The 18,637-nt window shown below is 70.7% G+C and carries 14 protein-coding genes; 7 read left to right on the top strand and 7 right to left on the bottom strand.

Annotated features, from left to right (window positions below; all coding sequences use genetic code 11):
* Positions 1-129 precede the first annotated feature (129 nt).
* From WS91_RS15030 to WS91_RS15045, 4 genes are all read left to right on the top strand, one after another.
* Positions 130-1,599, top strand: coding sequence for a mannitol dehydrogenase family protein (locus WS91_RS15030; protein WP_059670506.1), 1,470 nt, complete (start codon positions 130-132; stop codon positions 1,597-1,599).
* A gap of 344 nt (positions 1,600-1,943) precedes the next feature.
* Positions 1,944-3,242 (top strand): MFS transporter, encoded by a 1,299-nt coding sequence (locus tag WS91_RS15035; protein ID WP_038753987.1) that lies wholly within the window; start codon positions 1,944-1,946, stop codon positions 3,240-3,242.
* 287 nt (positions 3,243-3,529) lie between these two features.
* Complete coding sequence (locus WS91_RS15040; protein ID WP_038753945.1) at positions 3,530-4,288, top strand: DeoR/GlpR family DNA-binding transcription regulator; 759 nt, start codon at positions 3,530-3,532, stop codon at positions 4,286-4,288.
* Positions 4,289-4,868: 580 nt separating this feature from the next.
* On the top strand, positions 4,869-6,689 hold the full coding sequence (locus WS91_RS15045; RefSeq protein WP_059670507.1) for a phospholipase D-like domain-containing protein: 1,821 nt from the start codon (positions 4,869-4,871) through the stop codon (positions 6,687-6,689).
* 349 nt (positions 6,690-7,038) lie between these two features.
* On the opposite strand, the gene WS91_RS15050 is transcribed toward WS91_RS15045, so the two are convergent.
* The 5 genes from WS91_RS15050 to WS91_RS15065 form a co-directional block, all read right to left on the bottom strand.
* The gene (locus tag WS91_RS15050) at positions 7,039-7,737 is read right to left on the bottom strand and encodes a TetR/AcrR family transcriptional regulator (RefSeq protein WP_038753939.1); all 699 of its coding nucleotides are present in this window, start codon (positions 7,735-7,737) and stop codon (positions 7,039-7,041) included.
* Between the two features lie 52 nt (positions 7,738-7,789).
* The gene (locus WS91_RS15055) at positions 7,790-9,082 is read right to left on the bottom strand and encodes an NAD(P)/FAD-dependent oxidoreductase (RefSeq protein ID WP_059670508.1); all 1,293 of its coding nucleotides are present in this window, start codon (positions 9,080-9,082) and stop codon (positions 7,790-7,792) included.
* Positions 9,083-9,391: 309 nt separating this feature from the next.
* On the bottom strand, positions 9,392-9,529 hold the full coding sequence (locus tag WS91_RS35890) for a hypothetical protein (RefSeq protein ID WP_156432369.1): 138 nt from the start codon (positions 9,527-9,529) through the stop codon (positions 9,392-9,394).
* Between the two features lie 90 nt (positions 9,530-9,619).
* The gene (locus WS91_RS37760; protein ID WP_059670509.1) at positions 9,620-10,159 is read right to left on the bottom strand and encodes a type II toxin-antitoxin system Phd/YefM family antitoxin; all 540 of its coding nucleotides are present in this window, start codon (positions 10,157-10,159) and stop codon (positions 9,620-9,622) included.
* A 60-nt stretch (positions 10,160-10,219) separates the two neighbouring features.
* Entirely contained in the window at positions 10,220-11,125 is a 906-nt protein-coding gene (locus tag WS91_RS15065) for a LysR substrate-binding domain-containing protein (RefSeq protein WP_038752777.1), read from the bottom strand.
* Positions 11,126-11,300: 175 nt separating this feature from the next.
* Between WS91_RS15065 and WS91_RS15070 the strand changes: the two genes are divergently transcribed.
* The 3 genes from WS91_RS15070 (at position 11,301) to amaB (ending at position 15,234) form a co-directional block, all read left to right on the top strand.
* The gene (locus WS91_RS15070) at positions 11,301-12,320 is read left to right on the top strand and encodes a DUF1338 domain-containing protein (protein ID WP_059670510.1); all 1,020 of its coding nucleotides are present in this window, start codon (positions 11,301-11,303) and stop codon (positions 12,318-12,320) included.
* Between the two features lie 54 nt (positions 12,321-12,374).
* On the top strand, positions 12,375-13,598 hold the full coding sequence (locus tag WS91_RS15075) for an aminotransferase-like domain-containing protein (protein ID WP_059647462.1): 1,224 nt from the start codon (positions 12,375-12,377) through the stop codon (positions 13,596-13,598).
* Between the two features lie 124 nt (positions 13,599-13,722).
* Entirely contained in the window at positions 13,723-15,234 is a 1,512-nt protein-coding gene (amaB, locus tag WS91_RS15080) for an L-piperidine-6-carboxylate dehydrogenase (protein ID WP_059670511.1), read from the top strand.
* Between the two features lie 31 nt (positions 15,235-15,265).
* On the opposite strand, the gene WS91_RS15085 is transcribed toward amaB, so the two are convergent.
* On the bottom strand, positions 15,266-16,411 hold the full coding sequence (locus WS91_RS15085; protein ID WP_059670512.1) for an FAD:protein FMN transferase: 1,146 nt from the start codon (positions 16,409-16,411) through the stop codon (positions 15,266-15,268).
* Positions 16,392-18,623, bottom strand: a complete 2,232-nt coding sequence (locus tag WS91_RS15090) for a PepSY domain-containing protein (protein ID WP_059670513.1) — start codon at positions 18,621-18,623, stop codon at positions 16,392-16,394. Before WS91_RS15090 ends, WS91_RS15085 begins: the two co-directional genes overlap by 20 nt.
* Between the last annotated feature and the right edge of the window lie 14 nt (positions 18,624-18,637).

The following is an 18,637-nucleotide window of genomic DNA, read 5'->3' on the forward strand; positions in this document are numbered from 1 at the left end:
TCTACCATGGTACATCTGGCGAGGAAGGAAGCCGACTTAGCGTATACACCAATAAAACCGAGAGTGTACTCGGAATACTCTGCCGGAAGTCACATATCTACCATGGTACAAACCGCCAATTCAATCGTCATGCCGCTTCTTTCGTCCGATCAATGCCGCAATTTGCCGGCCGAGGTGTCCTATCCCCGCTACGACAGGCGCGCGCTGCGCACGGGCATCGTGCACCTCGGCCTCGGCGCGTTCCATCGCGCGCATCAGGCGTGCTACACGGAGACGCTCGTCGAGCGCGGCGACATGCGCTGGGGCATCGCGGGCGTCGAGCTGCGGCGACCGCACACCGTCGAGCGGCTCGCCGCGCAGGATCATCTCTATTCGGTCACCGAGCGCGACGGCGACGCCGCGCGCACCCGCATCGTCGGCGCGGTCCATCGCGCGCTGTTCGCGCCGCAGGCGCTCGCGCCGCTCCTCGGCCTGATCGCCGATCCGGCCGTGCCGATCGTCAGCCTGACCGTCACCGAGAAGGGCTATTACCGCAAGGCGGGCGGCGCTGAGCTCGACGCCGACGATCCCGCGATCCGCCGCGACCTGCAGCAGCCGGATGCGCCGTGGACGACGCTCGGCGTGCTCGCGGCCGGCATCCGGCGGCGTCCGGCGGGCGCGCCGCTGTCGGTCGTTTGCTGCGACAACATGCCGTCGAACGGCGACACGCTGCGCACGCTGCTCGCGCAATACGCGGAGCAGGTCGACGGCGCGCTCGCGCGGCGCATCCGCGACGACATCGCGTTCCCGAACACGATGGTCGACCGGATCGTGCCCGCCGCGACGCCCGAATCGCTCGACTGGGCCCAAGCGCGGATCGGCGTGCGCGACGAGGCGGCGATCGTCTGCGAGCCGTTCGCGCAGTGGGTGTTCGAGGACAGCTTCGCCGGCGCGCGGCCGCGCTGGGAAGAGGCGGGCGCGCTCGTCGCGACCGACGTGCGCCCGTACGAGAAGATGAAGCTGCGCCTGCTGAACGGCTCGCATTCGGCGATCGCGTACGTCGGCCAATTGCGCGCGCGGCGCACGGTGTCCGATGCGATGGCCGATCCGCTGATCGACGCGTTCGTGCGCGGCGTGATGACGCGCGACCTGCTCGCGACCGTCGACGTGCCGGCCGGCTACGACGTGCACGCGTATTGCGCGTCGCTGATCGAGCGCTTTCGCAACCCGGCGCTCGCGCATCGCACCGCGCAGATCGCGACGGACGGCACGCAGAAGGTGCCGCTGCGCTGGCTGCCGGCGCTCGAGCAGAGCGCGGCGGCGGGCGTCGAGCGGCCGTATCTCGAGCGTGCGCTCGCCGCGTGGCTGCATTACGTGGAAGCCCCGCACGACGAGGCCGGCAAGCCGCTCGCGCTCGACGATCCGGGCGCCGACGCGCTCGCGCGAACCCTGCATGCGGCGTGCAGCGCGACCGACGCGGTGCGCGCGGCGCTGGATCGGCTCGCGTCGCGCGGCGCGGCGCGATGGCCCGATGTGCTGACGGCGCGCGTCGGCTCGCATCTGGAGACGTTGCGCGAGCGCGGCACGGACGCGCTGCTGAGGCCGTTGCTCGACGCTTGAGCGCGGGCGAGGCGAGCGCGGCGCTCGATGCCGTCGGTCGCGTCAGTCCGCCGTGCGCCGCCTCTTGCGTTTCATGTTTCGCGTTTCGCGCGAGACGGACCGCGCGCGAGGCCGGCCGCGGCAACGACGACGCAGAGGAACAGAGGGCGGTGGCGCGGGGCAACGGGTGGCGAGCCGCCCGAGCCGCCCGAGCGCCGGGTTGTCCGGCGGCGCGCCGCGCGAACCGGTCCGCGATCGGTCCGCATTCGGTCCGCATTCGGTCCGCATTCGACCCGCGACCGCCGCCGCCAGCGGCAGCGACAAATCATAGGAACGCCGGCAGCGTCGGCATGAAGGAGACAGGCATGAATCAGAGAACGATGGGGTGGATCACGGTATTGCTGCTGTTCATCGTATACGGCATCAACTATCTCGATCGCGTCGCGCTGTCGATCGTCGCGCCGATGGTGCAGAAGGATCTCGGGATCGACGCCGCGCAGATGGGCATCGTCTTCAGCACGTTCTTCGTCGGCTATGCGCTGTTCAATTTCGTCGGCGGCCTCGCGTCCGACCGGCTCGGGCCGAAGCTCGTCTACGTGCTGGCCGTCGGCCTCTGGTCGATCTTTTGCGGGATGACGGCGATCACGGTCGGCTTCGTCAGCCTGCTGATCGTGCGCCTGCTGTTCGGCATGGCGGAGGGGCCGCTCTGCTCCGCCGCGAACAAGATGGTCAACAACTGGCTGCCGCGCGAATCGGCGGCCACCGCGATGGGGCTGTTGAGCGCGGGCTCGCCGCTCGGCGGCGCGATCGCCGGGCCGATCGTCGGCATGCTCGCCGTGCAGTTCGGCTGGCGGCCGGCGTTCTGGATCGTCTGCGTGATCGGCCTCGCGTGGGTGCTCGTGTGGGTCGCGACCACGTCGGACCGGCCCGCGGCGGGTTCGGCTTCGTCCGCGGCGGGGCTTGCCGGCGCCGGCGGTGCAGTATCCGCGGCCGCGCCGCGTGCGGCCGCGGGCGGCGTCGATGCGCCGTTGCTTCGGCATTATCTGAAGCAGCCGCGCATCCTCGCGACGGGCGTCGCGTTCTTCGGCTACAACTACGTGCTGTTTTTCTTCCTGAGCTGGTTTCCGAGCTATCTCGTGCAGGCGCATCACCTGAATATCCGCGAGATGAGCGTGGCGACGGTCGTGCCGTGGCTTGTCGGCACCGTCGGCCTTGCGTGCGGCGGCTTCGTTTCGGATGTGATCTACAAGCTCACCGGCAACGCGATGCTGTCGCGCCGGATCGTGCTCGTCACCTGCCTGCTCGGCGCGGGGATCTGCGTCGCGATCGCGGGCGCGGTGCGCTCGACGCAGGGCGCGATCGCGCTGATGTCCGTGTCGCTCTTCTTCCTCTACGTGACGGGGGCGATCTACTGGGCGATCGTGCAGGACGTCGTCGCGCCCGAGCGCGTCGGCGCGGTCAGCGGCTGCCTGCATTGCATGGGGAGCCTGTCGGGCGTCGTCGGGCCGGCCGTCACCGGGTTCATCGTCGAGCGCAGCGGCTCGTTCGCGTCCGCGTTCGTGCTCGCCGGCGCTATCGCGCTGGTCGGCGCGGTGCTGTCCGCGCTCTTCCTGCGCAACCGTCCGTGCGACGCGCGCGTGTTGCGCGAAAGTCCGATTCTGTAAGGGTGGTTTGTGGTTTGTGGTTTGCGGCGCGCGGTCCGTGGTCCGCTGGCATTCGATTCATGCTGGCGGCAGACGGCAGACGGCAGACGGCAGACGGCAGACGGCAGAGGGCAGAGGGCAGAGGGCAGAGGGCAGAGGGCAGAGGGCAGAGGGCAGAGGGCACATGACACGCGTGGCGCGGGCAGGGCCGGACCGGCAGGCGATCGGCGCGACTTCATCGCGCCGTACTACAATAGCCCGCCATTCGCCATCCTCGATCCGACCGCGGCCCGGCCGCGCCGCGCGCCATGCTTGCAGAACAACGTCATCGCTACATCCTGTCCGAACTCGGCCGCACGGGCGCGGTGTCGGTCGCGCAGCTCGTGAACGCGCTCGCCGTGTCGCGCGAGACGATCCGCCGCGACCTGAACGCGCTCGCCGCGCGCGGCCTCGTGATCACGACGCACGGCGGCGCGCTCGCGGCCGATCGGCATGAGCCGAGCGTGTCCGAGCGCGACGCGTCGCACGCGGACGCGAAGCGTGCGATCGGCCGGCGCGCGGCCGAATTCGTGCCCGACGGCGCGTCGGTGCTGCTCGACTCGGGCAGCACGGTCTACGCGGTCGCGCTCGCGCTCGTCGACCGCCACCGGCTGGCCATCTACACGAACGACTGGCGAATCGTCGGCGTGCTCGGCCGCCGCAACGGCAACCGCGTGACGCTCCTCGGCGGCGAGCTGTCCGACGACGAGGACGCGACGTTCGGCCTCGACACGATCCAGCAGCTCGCGCAATACCACGTCGACTTCGCGTTCGTCGGCGCGGGCGGAATCACGCCCGACGGCACGCTCACCGATTACTCGCGCGTCGTGGCCGAGGTGCGCGGGCGGATGCTCGCGGCGGCGGCCGCGCCGATCGTGGTGGCCGATCACTCGAAGTTCGGGCGCGTGACGCCCGTGCGGATCAACGGCTCGGACGCCGCGCGCTTTCTCGTGACCGAGCGCGCGCCGGACAAGGCGACGCGGCGGGCGTTGACGTCGCGGGGGATCGAGCTCGTCGTCTGCGGTTGAGCGCCGGGGTGTCGAGCGAGCGTCGCGAGCGTGCGAGATTCCGGCGCGACGTGCGCCGAACTTCTCTCAGTCCATCGAAGCGCGGCAACGCGATGCAGCGTGGGCGGGTGCCGAGGACGATCGGTTTTCGTCGCGTGCGGATGAGCGCGGGGGTATCGAGGGAGTGTCGCGAGCGTGCGAGGTTCCGGCACGACGTGCGCTGAGTTTCTCTCAATCCATCGAAGCGCGGCAACGCGATGCAGCGTGAGCGGGTGCAGAGGATGTTCGATTTTGTCGTTCGCGGGCGAGCGCCGGTGCGTCGGGCGAGCGTCTCGACCATGCGACGCATACCTTGTTTCGTAAATCGCGCGCTGCGGGACGCCGTTGCGCCTCGCGTCGCTCCGTCTCGATCGCCCGATTTCGTCCGCCCGCCGCCTACCACGCTCGCCGCGCGGCCGTCCGCCGCGTCAAAGCCAAAGCCAAAGCCAAAGCCAAAGCCAAAACGACACGGAAACTTCATCGGAACGTCACACGCACGGCAAGCGCGCGCTGAACACTCATCGCTTCGACTTTGAAAGGCGATGAGCCGAGGAGGGCGGCGATGTCCGTCAGCGTGCGCAGCTATCTTTCCCCGACGTTGGTCCTGCTGGCCTTCGACTGGCCCGACGCGCGGCGTCGCGACGATTTTCTCGGCTTCGCGATCAAACGCACGCCCGGCTTCTGGACGGCGGACGGCAAGACGCGCGCCGCGACGAGCTGGCTGCCGAACCGGCTGACGTTCGACGGCCCCGCGGCCGACACGCAAGGCGACGCGCCGACCGACCAGGCGCCGATCCAGAAATTCATGTGGTGGGACGCGCGGATCGATCCGCCGGATCGCGGCCTGACGTTTCGCTACGACGTCTATCCGGTCGTCGGCACGCCCGCGTCGCTGCGCGTGCTCGAAGCCGAAGCGGGCGTGTGCAGCGTCACGCTGCCCGCGCACGTCGAGGACGGCGTCGGCACGTGGTTCAACCGCGCGGTGGTGAGCTCGCAGGCGTTCGCGAGGCAGGTCCGCGCGCTCGATCTCGCGGCCGGCGGCGCACCGTCGCCCGACGCGGCGCGGCGTTTGCGCACGTGGCTCGCGAACGATCTGCAGGAAACCTTCGGCCTGATGCTCGGCGGCGCTGCGCGGCGCGCCGTGTCGGCCGTCTATCACCTGACCGATCCGTTGTGGGCGATTCCCGCATTCGACGCGTTCGGCCGCGCGCACGGCGCGGATGCGCTCGCGATCGTCTACGACGCGCACGAGACGAAGCGCGGCCGCGGCGAGGCGCCGCTGCCTTCGCCGAACCAGCCGGCCGTCGAGCAGTTGACGGGCCTCGCGATGCTCGTGCCGCGCGACAAGACGCGGATCATGCACGACAAATTCATCGTCGCGGGCGACGAATCCGGGCCCGCGCGCGTGCTGACCGGTTCGGCGAACTTCACGACGGAAGGCATCACCGAGCAGGCGAACGTGCTGCACACGTTCGAATCGGCGGCGCTCGCCGAGCTGTACGACGCCCGCGCGCATGCGCTCGCGTCGAATCCGGGCATTGCCGAGACGGCCCGGCTCGCGCCCGGCTGGTCGGAGCCGGTCGCAGTCGGCTCGGCGCGCGTGCGCGTGTCGTTCTCGCCGGAGCCGCGCGGCGCGCGCACGCAGATCGACACGATCGTCGACGCGATTCGCGGCGCGCAGCATTCGGTCGCGTTCTGCCTTTTCATGCCGACCGACGCCGCGCTGCGCGACGCGTGCTTTGCGGCGGGCGACCGCGGGCTGATGATGTTCGGGCTCGTCAACGCGATCAGCGCGCGCGGCGCGCAGCAGGCGGACGCGGACCAGCGCGACGGCAAGACACTCGATGCGGCGCGCCTCGCGAACCTCGAGCTGTATCACCGCAGCCGGTCGAATCGCGACGTGATCGACGCCGCGTACTTCTCGCCCGCGACGGTGCCGGACGGCTTCGAGCCGGAGCTGCGGCTCTTTCCGGGCGAGGCGCCGCCCGCCTATCCGCCCGTCGTCGTTCACCACAAGTTCATCGTGATCGATGCGGAGGGGGCCAATCCGATCGTCTACAGCGGCTCGGCGAACATGAGCGCGAACTCCGAGCACTACAACGACGAGAACCTGCTCGAGATTCGCGATGCGCGCGTCGCGGCGATCTACCTCGCGGAATTTCTGCGACTGTACGAGCACTATCGTGCGCGCGCGCTGGCGATTGCTTCGCGCGGCGAATCGGGCTCGGGCTCGGGCTCGGGAGCGGGTGCGGGGGCGGATGCGGGCGCGCGCGGCAAGCTCGCGTTGCAGCCCGATTCGCGGTGGGCGAAAAAGTATTTCGTCGCGGGCAGCCCCGAGGAGAAGGCGCGGATCGCGTTGGCGTCGCCGGCTACCGCGCGCTGACGGGCGGCGGGGCGCTGCGCTTGTATTTCACGGATCGCGTCGGCGTCGCGCGCGTTCTATCGCGACGGCGATTGCATTCCGGCCGGTTTGGCGCGCAGGCGCACAAGGATTTTCTTGGCGGGCCGGCGGCGCTGGACACGTGCGGTCAGCCCGTGCGTCGACGCCGGCTCGTGCGGCGAGCGCCGTCGCAACGCGGTGCGCAAAGCCGGTGGTCGCCGGCTGGGGGATCGGCAGGAAGGCCGCGGCGCGGATCGCGCTTCGCGCGACGCATGTTGTCATGCGGCCGCGATCGGCCCGCGACCGCGCGGTCGACGATGCAGCGGCCGCTCGGCTCGGCGACGTGCGGCGATCAGCGCGCGACGTAACGCAGCACCGTCTCGGCGATCATCGCGCGATGCCGCGCGCGCAGCCGCGGCGACGACGGGTCGCGGCCGAACGCGGTGCCGAACGTATAGCGGTTCGCGACGCGATGAAAGCAGAACGAGCTGATCAGCAAGTGCAGATCGAACGGATCGACGTCGCCGCGGAAAACGCCGCTCTCGACGCCGCGCGCGAGCAGTTCCTCGAGCGTCTTGATGATGCTGACGTTGCGGTTCTTGAACGACTTCAGTTGCTCGAGATACTTCGCGCCATGAATGTTCTCGATCGTCACGAGGCGCACGAAATCGCGGTGCTTGTCGTGATAGTCGAACGTGAATTCGACGAGCCGGCGCAGCCCTTCGTGCGGCTCCAGTTCGCCGACATGCAGCTCGAGCTCGAGCGCGCGGATGTCGCCGTAGACTTTCTCCAGCACCGCTTCGTACAGCCCTTCCTTGCTGTCGAAGTAGTAATAGAGCATCCGCTTCGTCGTGTTCGTGCGCTCGGCGATCGCGTCGACGCGCGCGCCCGACAGCCCCATCGCGGAGAACTCCTGCGTGGCGACGTCGAGGATGTTGCGCTTCGTCTGCTCGGGATCGTATTTGCGGCGCGCCTCATCGCTCCGTGCATCGGCGTCGGGCGCTGCGGCCTTGCTTCCTTGTTTCATTTTGGCGTGATCGGGCGGCGGCATGGTCGGCGCATTCTAGCACGCACCCCGATGGGCTTTTGCCCGATTCCCGGCTCTAAAAGACGGGCTTGCGGGAGCGTGAGCCGCGTCGCGCGGCGAGCGCGTCGCGCGCTTCGTACGCGCTGTACGTGAGCTGCGCGGCGGCTAGCCCGGCGAGGCCGAACGTGCGCGCGAGGCCGAACCGCGCGAAGCCGTCCGGTACGGGATGCCCTTGCGCGAGCGCCGCCGCGAGCACTTCGCCCGCGACCGTCGTCGGCGCCATCCCGTGTCCGCCGAAACCGACCGCGTGCCACACGCCGTCCGCGTCGCGGCCGATCTGCGGCATCTTGTGGCGCGCGTAGCTCATGAGGCCGCCCCATGCGAACTGCACGGCGACGTCGCGCAATTGCGGATAGACGCGCGCGAGATCGCGCTTGAGCAGCCGCGCGATCGCTTCCGGCCCGCGTTCGAGCACCGAGATGCGGCCGCCCCACAGGATGCGGGTGTCGGCGAGCGGCCGGTAGTAGTCGAACGCGAAACGGGTGTCGTAGACGGCCGATTCGCACGCGATCGCGCCGGCGAGCCGCGCGCCGAGTGGCTCGGTCGCGATCACGTAGGTCGCGATCGGCAGCACCGCGCGCTCGATGCGCGGATACACGCCGCGCGCGTAGCCGCCGCCCGCGAACACGACGCGTCGCGCGTGCACCGCGCCGCCGTCGGTCTCGACGACGAAGCCCGCGCCGTCGCGGCGGATCGCGCGCGCGGCCGAATGTTCGTGGATTCGCGCGCCGCTTCGCGCGACCGCCGCCGCGACGCCGAGCACGTACTTGAGCGGATGGAAGTGGAACGCGTTGCGCTCGAAGAGGCCGCCGTGATAGCGGTCGGTCTTCAGTCGCGTGCGCAGCTCGCATGCGTCGAGCGGCTCCCAGTCGATGCCGAACGCTTCCTTCATCAGCTTGCGCGGCGCGGACAGGCGCGCCGGATCGTCGAACCAGTTGGCGAGGATCACGCCGCCGTCGACGAGCTCGCAGTCGATGCCGTAGCGCGCGGCGCGCGCGCGGATCAGGTCGACCGCGTCGAGCGTCAAGCGATAGAGCGCGCGTGCGGACGCGGGGCCGAGCGTGCGCAGGAGGTCCGCGTTGTCGAGGCTGTAGCCGCCGAACACGAAGCCGCCGTTGCGGCCCGACGCGCCGTAGCCGACCGTCTGCGCATCGAGCACCGCAATGTCGCGCGCGCCGCGCTCGACGAGCCCGAGCGCCGTCGACAGGCCGGCGAGGCCGCCGCCTACGATGCAGACGTCGACGTCGATGCGTTCGGCGAGCGCGGGGTAGGGCGTGCGCGTCGCGGTGGCTTCGTAATAGTTCTGCATGCGTTTATCGTGCGTGGTGGAGGGGCGAGGGCGAATCGTCTGACTATCGTATCGGTTGTGTTGCGTGCGATGAAGCAGAGTCTGCACGGATGGACGGCGGCGCGCGCCGCAGACGCCCCGGTGCGCGACGGATTCGATGTCGCCATTCCGGGAGGGTTCCGCGCTTGGCGTACCGCATTGCGCGTCGGAACTCGGTCGGCTGTTTCAAGGTTTGCCTACTGCCTACTGCCTACTGCCTACTGCCTACTGCCCGATCGCTGACCGCTGACCATTGACCGTGGCTGCTGGCCGCCGACCGTCCTTCGCCAGTCACAAATTGCCAATCGCCGACGTCGATGCGCATGTCATGTCAACGTTATCGTCAGTGCCGCTGCCGCTGCCGCTGCCGCTGCCGCTGCCGATGCCGCTGCCGATGCCGATGCCGATGCCGATGCCGATGCCGTCCACCGTCCGTCCAAACCCGACAGCCGAGCGTCGCCGATCGATTGCGAGGAGCAGTCGCCGGCCGCCGGCGGCGAACCCGTTCCGAGCTTGTTTTCAGCCGTCGTCCGCGGCGAGCGGGCGTTGTGCGGCGCACATCGGGCGCATGCCGCGGTCGGCGCGCGAATCGTCCGCATCGCGTGACGTGTCGGTGCGGCTTGCGGCGAACGACGCGCCGCCGCGGCCGTCCCGCGCCTCGACGATCGTGCGGCCGTCCGCATTGGCCGACGCGCATGCCGCCGCAACGCTCACGTCTCCGCCGCCCGCGCCGCCGCCCGCGCCGCCGCCCGCGCCGCCGCCCGCGTCATCGCACGCGTCATCGCACGCGTCGCTTCCGTTTCCGCCGCATATCCGTCCCGCATCGCCGCGTCCCGCGTCACCGCGTCCCGCTTCGACGCGTTTCGCATCGTCGCGCTCCGCCCGATCGCGCTCGAGCCGATGATAGTGATCGAGCCGTCTTGCGTCGATCAGCGCGACGTACGCCGCGCCGTTCTTCGTGATGATCTTCTCGCCGCCGTCCCGCACCTCGTCCGCCAGCTCGGAGAAGCGGGCGCGGGCGATGGACAGCGGCACGATGTCGCCGATGCGTATGGTCATGGTCGATCTCGCGTGGCCGGCCCGCCGCCGGCCGATGAACGGATGAACAGGATGGTCGCGTCAGCTTATCGGCCGCGCCGGCGCGACGGAACCCAGCCATTCGGCCAACGCGACGAACGGTTCGCTGTTCGCGGCGGCATCGGGCGCGACGAGGTAGTAGCCGGCGTCGCTCGGCAGCCGCAGGTCGAGCGGCGCGCAGAGGCGCCCCGATGCGAGCTCGTCGGCGACGAGCAGCGCCGGCATCAGCGCGACGCCCATTCCCGCGTGCGCGGCCGCCGTCAGCATCGTGAACAGCTCGTAGCGCGGCCCGCGCACCGCGCGCAGGTCATTGTCGAGACCGTGCGCGCGAAACCAGTCGCGCCACGCATCCGCGCGCGTCGACAGGTGCAGGAGCGGCAAATCGAGCAGCGCGTCGCGGGTGATCGAGCCGTTCGCCGGCAGCAGCGCCGGACTGCAGACGGGCAGCATGTCGCCTTCGCGGAACAGCAGCCGCCCTTGCGTGCCGGGCCACAGCGCGTGGCCGAAGTAGATCGCCGCGTCGAACGCCGAATCGCTGAACAGGAACGGCTCGGTGCGCACCGACAGGTTCACCGTGATGTCGGGCCGCAGCGCGCGAAACTGGGGCAGGCGGGGGATCAGCCACTGGCTCGCGAACGTCGGCACGACCGCGAGCTCGAGCGTCGCGCCGATCCCGCGCTGCGCCATCAGCTCGAGCGTGTCGCGCTCGATCCGCTCGAGGTTGCGGCGCACGAGCCCCGCGTAGTGCCGGCCGTGCGGCGTTAGCACGACCCGTTTCTTGATCCGCAGGAACAATGCGACGCCGAGCCGCTCCTCCAGCGACGTGATTTGGCGGCTGACCGCGCTTTGCGTGAGCGCGAGCTCGTCGGCCGCGCGGGTGAAGCTTTCGTGGCGGGCCGCCGCTTCGAAGACCTGCAGCGCCGCGAGGTTCGGAATGCCTTTTCGCATCGACGGTCGAACGATCGGGAAATCGCGAGTTGGTGAGTTTTGAGAATGAACTGGTGAGTTTATATCAATTGCCGAGCGAATTTCGCGCACCGAAAATCGACCCCGATCATTACCGCGGGCCGCCCGATGCGCGGCCCGCCCGCCCCGCCACGACGCAAACCCACGGAAGAACCCGATGAACGCGAACCTCGCCGCCTTGCTCGCCACCGTTGCCGATCAGCCGACCATCGGCGAGTTGATGCGCCTGATGCATGTGCCGGCTTGCCTCGAGCGCTGCGAGCCGGGCGTCGTCAGGCGCGCCGAGCTCGCGCAGGCGCTCAACATGGCGCTCTTCGCGGATCTGCTCGAACGGGTGCCGACGGGCCGCGCTTACACGCGCGACGTCGCGCGCGACGGCGGCCGCGTGACGTTCGATCACGGCGCGCTGCGCACCGTGCGCTGGCCGTCGTGCGGCGCGCTGCCGCCCGGCGAGGCGGCGTTCACGCGCATCCTGCGGCCGCTCGGCTATCGGCTGAACGGCACGTATCCGCTCGAGCGCCTGAAGATGACGGGCCGCTCGTACGCGCATCTCGACGCGCCCGACCAGATCGCGCAGTTCTTCGTGAGCGAGCTGCATCCGGAGCGTTTCAGCGCCGCGTTCCAGGCGGCCGCGACGAACGTGCTCGACACATCGGCCGACCCGCTGACGCCGCAGGCCGCAGCGACGCTCGGCGAGCTCGAGCGCGACGCGTCGCTGCCGCTCGCCGACGCGCAGGCGCTCATGCCGGTGCTCGTGCGCTGCTTCGATCGCCAGCACGCGACGCCGGCGCTCGCCGACTACGAAACGCTGCTCGCCGAATCGGCGGAGATGGCGTGGATCGCGACCGAGGGCAACGCGTTCAACCACGCGACCGACCGCGTGCCCGACGTCGATGCGCTCGCCGACGCGCAACGCGCGCTCGGGCGGCCGATCAAGCCGGCCGTCGAGGTGTCGCGCTCGGGCCGCGTGCGGCAGACGGCGTTCCGCGCGGACCCGGTGACGCGCGCGTTCGTCGACGCGTCGGGCGCGCTCGTCGAGCGCGAGGTGCCGGGCTCGTTCTACGAATTCATCACGCGCGACGCGCTCGCCGACACCGAGACCGGCCGCCGCGCGCTCGACCTGAGCTTCGACGCGGGCAACGCGACCGGCATCTTCAAGATGACGGCCGCCGCCTGACGCGTTCTGCACCCGATTTGCCTTTCGCTCGACTTCCACCGCACCGGAGCCGCCATGACGCTCGCTGACGCCGCCGTCGACTATCCGTTCGCCGCGCCGTTCGCCGACCCGCAGGGCTCGCCGATCCGCGAGCTGTTCAAGCACGTCGGCAAGCCGGGGATGATCTCGTTCGCGGGCGGCTATCCGTCCGCCGATCTGTTCGACCGCGAAGGCATCGCGGCGGCGCTTGCGCAGGCGGCCCGCGACGATCCGCTCGCATGCCTGCAGTACGGCGACACGGCGGGCCAGCCGGGCCTGCGCCGCGCGCTCGCCAACTGGATGGCGAGCGCGCGCGGCGTTCCGTGCGATGCCGCGCAGGTGCTCGTCACGACGGGCTCGCAGCAGGGCTTCGATCTGCTCGTGCGCACGCTGATCGAGCCGGGCGACGTCGCGCTCGTCGAGGCGCCCGCGTATCCGGCCGCGCTGCAGGCGCTGCGGCTCGCGGGCGCGAAGCTCGCGCCGGTGCGCACCGACGCCGACGGCGTCGATCCCGACGCGCTCGCCGCGCAACTCGCCGCGTGGCCGGCGAACGAGCGCCGCCCGAAGCTGCTGTATACGGTGCCGACGTTCGCGAACCCGACCGGCGCGACGCTGCCGCCCGCACGCCGCGCGCGGCTCGCCGAGATCGCGGCCGGCGCGCGGCTCGTGCTCGTCGAGGACGATCCGTACGCGGACCTGCGTTTCTCCGGCGAGCCGGTGAAGCCGGTGCTCGTGCACGACGGCGCGAAGGACTGGACCGTCTATCTCGGCAGCCTGTCGAAGATCGTCGCGCCGGGCCTGCGGATCGGCTGGGCGGTCGCGCCCGCCGCGATCGCGCGCCGGATGACGGTCGCGAAGCAGACGAGCGACTTGTGCACCGCACCGATCGCGCAGGAGGCGATCCGGCGCTATCTGGAGAGCGGCCGGCTCGCGGCGCATTTGCGCACGATCGCGCAGACTTACGGCAGCCGTTGCCGCGCGCTCGTCAGCGCGCTCGCCCAATTCGTGCCGGACGACATCGAATGGCGCGAGCCGTCGGGCGGCATGTTCGTGTGGGCGCGCCTCGCGCGCGGCCGCGACGCGGCGGAGCTGCTCAAGCGCGCGCTCGAGCACAACGTGATGTACGTGCCGGGCGCGGCGTTCTACGCGCGCGACGCGGATGCGAGCAGCCTGCGGCTGTCGTTCGCCGCGCCGGGCGAGGCGGAGATCTTCGAGGGTGTGCGCCGGCTGCGCGCGGCGCTCGCGGCGGGCCGGTGTTAGCGTGAACAGGCCCTCGACCGAACGGCCGGCCCGCTTGCATGCGGCGCGCGAACGCGGTCCAATCGATTCATTCACGGCGGCGACGCCGCACCGATCAACCTGATTCTGTTCTAAAGAGGAAGCGATGCAATTCAACGACATTCTCGCCGCGCTCGACGTCGATCTGGCCCGCTGGCAGGGCAATGCGCTGACCGCCCGGTCGCCCGTGGACGGCGCGACGCTCGCGACGCTCGCCGCCGACAGCCCGGCCGAAACCGAGCGCAAGATCGACGCCGCGCATCAAGCGTTCCTCAAGTGGCGCACGGTGCCCGCGCCCGTGCGCGGCGAGCTCGTGCGCGTGTTCGGCAACGTGCTGCGCGAGCACAAGGCGGCGCTCGGCCGGCTCGTCACGCTCGAGGCGGGCAAGATCGCGTCCGAGGGCCTGGGCGAAGTGCAGGAGATGATCGACATCTGCGATTTCGCGGTTGGCTTGTCGCGGCAGCTCTACGGCCTGACGATCGCGTCCGAGCGTCCCGGCCACCGGATGATGGAGACGTGGCATCCGCTCGGCGTGTGCGGCGTGATTTCCGCGTTCAATTTCCCGGTCGCCGTGTGGTCGTGGAACGCGGCGCTCGCGTTCGTTTGCGGCGATCCGGTCGTCTGGAAGCCGTCCGAGAAGACGCCGCTCACCGCGATCGCGTGCCACACGCTGTTCGCGAAGGCGGTGCGCGAATTCGGCAAGACGCATCCGGGCGTCGTGCCCGACGGGTTGCATCAGCTCGTGCTCGGCGGCCGCGACGTCGGCGAGGTGCTGGCCGCCTCGCCGATGGTGCCGCTCGTGTCCGCGACGGGCAGCGTGCGGATGGGAACCGAAGTCGCGCAGGTGCTGAGCCGGCGTCTCGCGCGCAGCATCCTCGAGCTCGGCGGCAACAACGGGATGATCGTCGCGCCGAGCGCGGATCTCGATCTGGTCGTGCGCGCGGTCACGTTCGCCGCGGTCGGCACCGCGGGCCAGCGCTGCACGACGCTGCGCCGGCTGATCGTGCATCGCGACGTCGCCGACCGGCTGCTGCCGCGTCTCGAGAAGGCGTTCGCGTCGGTGAGGGTCGGCGATCCGCTCGAGACGGGCACGCTGGTCGGCCCGCTGATCGACCGCGCGGCGTTCGACGCGATGCAAAAGGCGCTTGCCGACGCGCGCGAGCAGGGCGGCGAAGTGAAGGGCGGCGAGCGAGTTGATCTCGGCCGTGATGACGCGTACTACGTGCGCCCGGCGCTCGTGCGGATGCCCGGGCAGGCGGCCGTCGTCGCGCGCGAGACGTTCGCGCCGATTCTCTACGTGCTCGTCTACGACGATTTCGACGATGCGCTCGCGATCCACAACGGCGTGCCGCAAGGGCTGTCGTCGGCGATCTTCACGAACGACATGCGCGAGGCCGAGCAGTTCATGTCGGCGGCGGGCAGCGATTGCGGGATCGTGAACGTGAACATCGGCACGAGCGGCGCGGAGATCGGCGGCGCGTTCGGCGGCGAGAAGGAGACGGGCGGCGGCCGCGAATCGGGCTCCGACGCGTGGAAGAGCTACATGCGCCGCGCGACGAACACGATCAACTACAGCCGCGAATTGCCGCTCGCGCAGGGCGTGAAGTTCGACGTGTAAGCGGGGCGCGCCGTTGGCGGCGCGCGCACGGTCAACTGGCCGGCTGCGCGTTCGCGAAAGCGCCGCAGCCGATCGTGCGCAGCGCGTCGCCGGCGCGCACGACGAAGAGTGCGTCGAGCCCGTGGCGTTCGGCGTGCGCGTATCCCGCTCGTTCGCCGAGCACCATCAGCGCGGTCGCGTACGCGTCCGCGTCGGCACAGGTCGCGGCGATCACCGTCACTGAAGCGATGCCGCTGCGCAGCGGCGCGCCGGTGCGCGGGTCCATCGTATGCGAGATGCGCGCGCCGCCGACGTCGGCCCAATGCCGGTAGTCGCCCGATGTCGCGACGGCCGCGTCGGCGAGCTCGATCACGCCCATCGCGCCGCGTCGCGCGTAGTCGGGCGCTTCGAGCGCGATCGACCACGGCGAGCCGTCCGGCTTGCGTCCGCGCGCGCGCAACTCGCCGTCGATGCCGACGAGCCACGCGCCGATGCCGTGGCGGTCGAGCACTCGCGCGAGTTCGTCGACGCCGAAGCCCTTCGCGATCCCGCACAGGTCGAATGCGGCGTTCGCGAGCCTGCGTGCGCGGCGGCGTGCGACGTCGACTTCGAGCAGTTCGTCGATCGGGCGGCACGGCGACGCGCGGCGCGCGCTCGATGCGCGTCGCGTATCGGGCGCGTCGAGCGCGTTGAGCGTATCGAGAGCATCGAGCGCGTTAGGCACATTAGGCACGTTAGGCCGGTTAGGGCTATTAGGCCCGTCAAGCCCATCAGGCCCATCAGGCCCATCAGGCCCACGCGTCGCATCGGCCAAATCCGCACACCGCTCGCCCGCCGGCGCTCCCGGCCCGAATCCCCACGCGTCGACGAGCGAGCCGACGCCGATATTGAACGCGTCGCCCGTCTCGCGACCGATTTCCTGCGCGCGCGCGAGCACCGCGGCGAGGTTCGCGGAAACCGGCATCCAGCATCCGGGCGCCGCGCGATTGAGCCGCGACAGATCGGAGTCGGCTTTCCAGTTCGACATCTGTTCGTCGACCGCGCGCACCGCCGCGTCGAGTTCGGCGGCGATCGCCTTCGCGTCGGCCGGCGGCGGCGCATAGAACTGCGCGTCGTAGCGCGTGCCCATCGTCGCGCCGCTCGCGCGGCAGCGATTCAGCCGCGCGCCGGGCGACCATTCAATAGACGTCTTCGACATAGCGCCCCTGCATTCTCAATTGCGCGACGGACAAGCCCGAGCCCGACAGGATGCGTTCCCACGCGTGCGCGACGCCGTCGGCCATCGAGCGGCCGCCGCACACCATGATTTGCGCGCCGTGCGCGACGAGATCGCGCAACGTGCGCGCGTCGGCGACAAGCCGGTCCTGCACGTAGGCCCGGCGCTCCGCGCGCGAGAACGCGGTCGTCAGCGCGTGCAGCCGGCGGTCGCGCACGAGGCTGGCGAGTTCGTCGCGATAGAGAAAGCCGTCGCCCGCGTTGCGCGCGCCGAAATACAGATGCATTGGGCGGCGCGCCGCATTGTGCCGAATGAAGCCGATCAGCGGGCCGATGCCGGTGCCCGCGCCGATCAGGATCACGGGCGCGTCTCCCGTGGCCGGCCGGAAGCGCGCGTGTGCGCGGATGAACGCGTCGATCGTGTCGCCCGGGCGCAGGGCGGTCAGGTAGGTCGAGCACGCGCCGTTCGGATGGCGGCGCACGCAGATCTCGACGACGCCGTCCGACGATGCGCTCGCGAGCGAGTAGTAGCGCGGCGACGCGCCGCCCGGCGGCACGACGCCGAGGAGATCGCCGGTCTCGAACGGCGGCAGCCGCCGTGTTGCGAACGCGGCCCATGGCGCGGTCGTGCGCGCGGTGCGTTCGGCGGGGGCGAAGCGCAACACTGACGTCACGGCCTGCGGGTCCGAGCCGTAGTCGTCGCGCGCGACGAGCGTGAGCGGCATCGTGCGCGGCGGCGTCGGCGTGTAGCGGATGTCGAGCGCAAGCCCGAGCGCCTCTTCGCCGAGCCGCGCGCACCACGCGCGGAATTCGTGCTCGGACTGCCGATCGACGGTTCCGAGATCGAGCAACGGCATCAGGCCTTTCGCGACGAGCGCGTCGTGGACGCTTCGCGCGTAGCCGCAAAACCGCGGAAACTGGCGGTTGCCGAAGCCGAGCACCGCGAACGACACGTCTTGCGTCAGCGGCAGCCGCGCGAGCTTCGACAGGAACTGTCGCGCGCCGTCCGGCGCGTCGCCGTCGCCGTAGGTCGCGGTCAGCACGATGAAGCGCCGGGCCCGGCGATAGTCGCGGGCGACGTCGTTCATCGGCGCGACATGCACGCGCAGGCCTGCTTGCGTGAGCGCCGCGTGCAGCGCGGATGCGTTGCCCCACGTGCTGTTGCCTTCGCTGCCGACGAGCAGCACGGTGTCCGCGTCGCGCGCCGACGCGTTGCCCGCGAGCCTCGGCCGCGCGCGTCGCCGGCGCGCCCACAGCATGACGCCCGTCACCGCGAGGAGCGGCGCCGACAGCGACGCCGCGCCCAGCGCCAGGCCGAGCCACCACAATCCTTCGCCCGTGTGCAGCATTTTCACGGCGGCATGCAGGCGCTGCCAGCGGTCGGCGGCGCGGTAGGCGAGCGAAGCGCCCGTCGACGGATCGACGACGCCGGCGCCGTTCGTCGTCTTCAGCTCGATCACGCCGCCGCCCGGCTCGTCCGGCGCGGGGAACGTCAGTTGGCGCAGCGTCGACGTGTCGATCGCGCGCAGCGCGGGCATTTGCTCGACGGGCATCGGCGCCGCCACGCTCGCTTGCGCATCGAACGCCGAGGCCGACGCGCCGCGCTCGGGAATCACGCCGAACGTCGTCAGCGACAGCGCGAGCCCCGTGAGCGCCGACAGCGTGAGTCCGGCGAGCGCGACGCGCGCAGTCTCGTTGTGCAGCCGCTGCAGCCCGTCGCCGCCGATCCGGCCGAACAGTCGCCGCCAGCCGCCCATCCGGCGCGCGAGCAGCGCGAGCCCGGACAGCGCGACGAACAGCATCGCGGCGGCGGTCGCGCCCGTCGCGATCCGGCCCGCGTCGCCGAGAAAGAGCTTGCGGTGCAAATTCGTCAGCCAGCGCACTGCGGGCGACGGCCGAAAGTCGGCGACCGGCCGGCCCGTCGAGGGATCGACGATCGACGCGCGCGGCTCGTCGGCGGCCGCGTAGTAGGCGACGATCTGGCCCGACGGCCGCCGCACGAGCTTTTCGACGCCGGGCACTTGCGCGCGCACGCGGCCGGCGAGCGTCGCGACGTCGAGCGGCGCGTGCGGCGTGCCGGCGACTGTCGCGCGCTCGAGCGCGGGCTGGATCGACAGCGCCGCGCCCGTCAGCGTGACGACGATCACCAGCACGGCGGCGATCAGTCCGGGAATCGAATGAAGCTTGCGCAGCATGGAACGCCTCTTGT

It is taken from the genome of Burkholderia sp. MSMB1498 (assembly GCF_001526245.1).
Classification (GTDB): domain Bacteria; phylum Pseudomonadota; class Gammaproteobacteria; order Burkholderiales; family Burkholderiaceae; genus Burkholderia; species Burkholderia savannae.

Bases quoted from the DNA above. Each gene is read 5' to 3' on its own strand.
- WS91_RS15065 (WP_038752777.1), bottom strand. From the start codon at position 11,125: ATGCGAAAAGGCATTCCGAACCTCGCGGCGCTGCAGGTCTTCGAAGCG.
- WS91_RS15045 (WP_059670507.1), top strand. From the start codon at position 4,869: ATGTCCGTCAGCGTGCGCAGCTATCTTTCCCCGACGTTGGTCCTGCTG.
- WS91_RS37760 (WP_059670509.1), bottom strand. From the start codon at position 10,159: ATGACCATACGCATCGGCGACATCGTGCCGCTGTCCATCGCCCGCGCC.
- WS91_RS15050 (WP_038753939.1), bottom strand. From the start codon at position 7,737: ATGCCGCCGCCCGATCACGCCAAAATGAAACAAGGAAGCAAGGCCGCA.
- WS91_RS15070 (WP_059670510.1), top strand. From the start codon at position 11,301: ATGAACGCGAACCTCGCCGCCTTGCTCGCCACCGTTGCCGATCAGCCG.
- WS91_RS15035 (WP_038753987.1), top strand. From the start codon at position 1,944: ATGAATCAGAGAACGATGGGGTGGATCACGGTATTGCTGCTGTTCATC.
- amaB (WP_059670511.1), top strand. From the start codon at position 13,723: ATGCAATTCAACGACATTCTCGCCGCGCTCGACGTCGATCTGGCCCGC.
- WS91_RS15040 (WP_038753945.1), top strand. From the start codon at position 3,530: ATGCTTGCAGAACAACGTCATCGCTACATCCTGTCCGAACTCGGCCGC.
- WS91_RS15030 (WP_059670506.1), top strand. From the start codon at position 130: ATGCCGCTTCTTTCGTCCGATCAATGCCGCAATTTGCCGGCCGAGGTG.
- WS91_RS15090 (WP_059670513.1), bottom strand. From the start codon at position 18,623: ATGCTGCGCAAGCTTCATTCGATTCCCGGACTGATCGCCGCCGTGCTG.
- WS91_RS15055 (WP_059670508.1), bottom strand. From the start codon at position 9,082: ATGCAGAACTATTACGAAGCCACCGCGACGCGCACGCCCTACCCCGCG.
- WS91_RS15085 (WP_059670512.1), bottom strand. From the start codon at position 16,411: ATGTCGAAGACGTCTATTGAATGGTCGCCCGGCGCGCGGCTGAATCGC.
- WS91_RS15075 (WP_059647462.1), top strand. From the start codon at position 12,375: ATGACGCTCGCTGACGCCGCCGTCGACTATCCGTTCGCCGCGCCGTTC.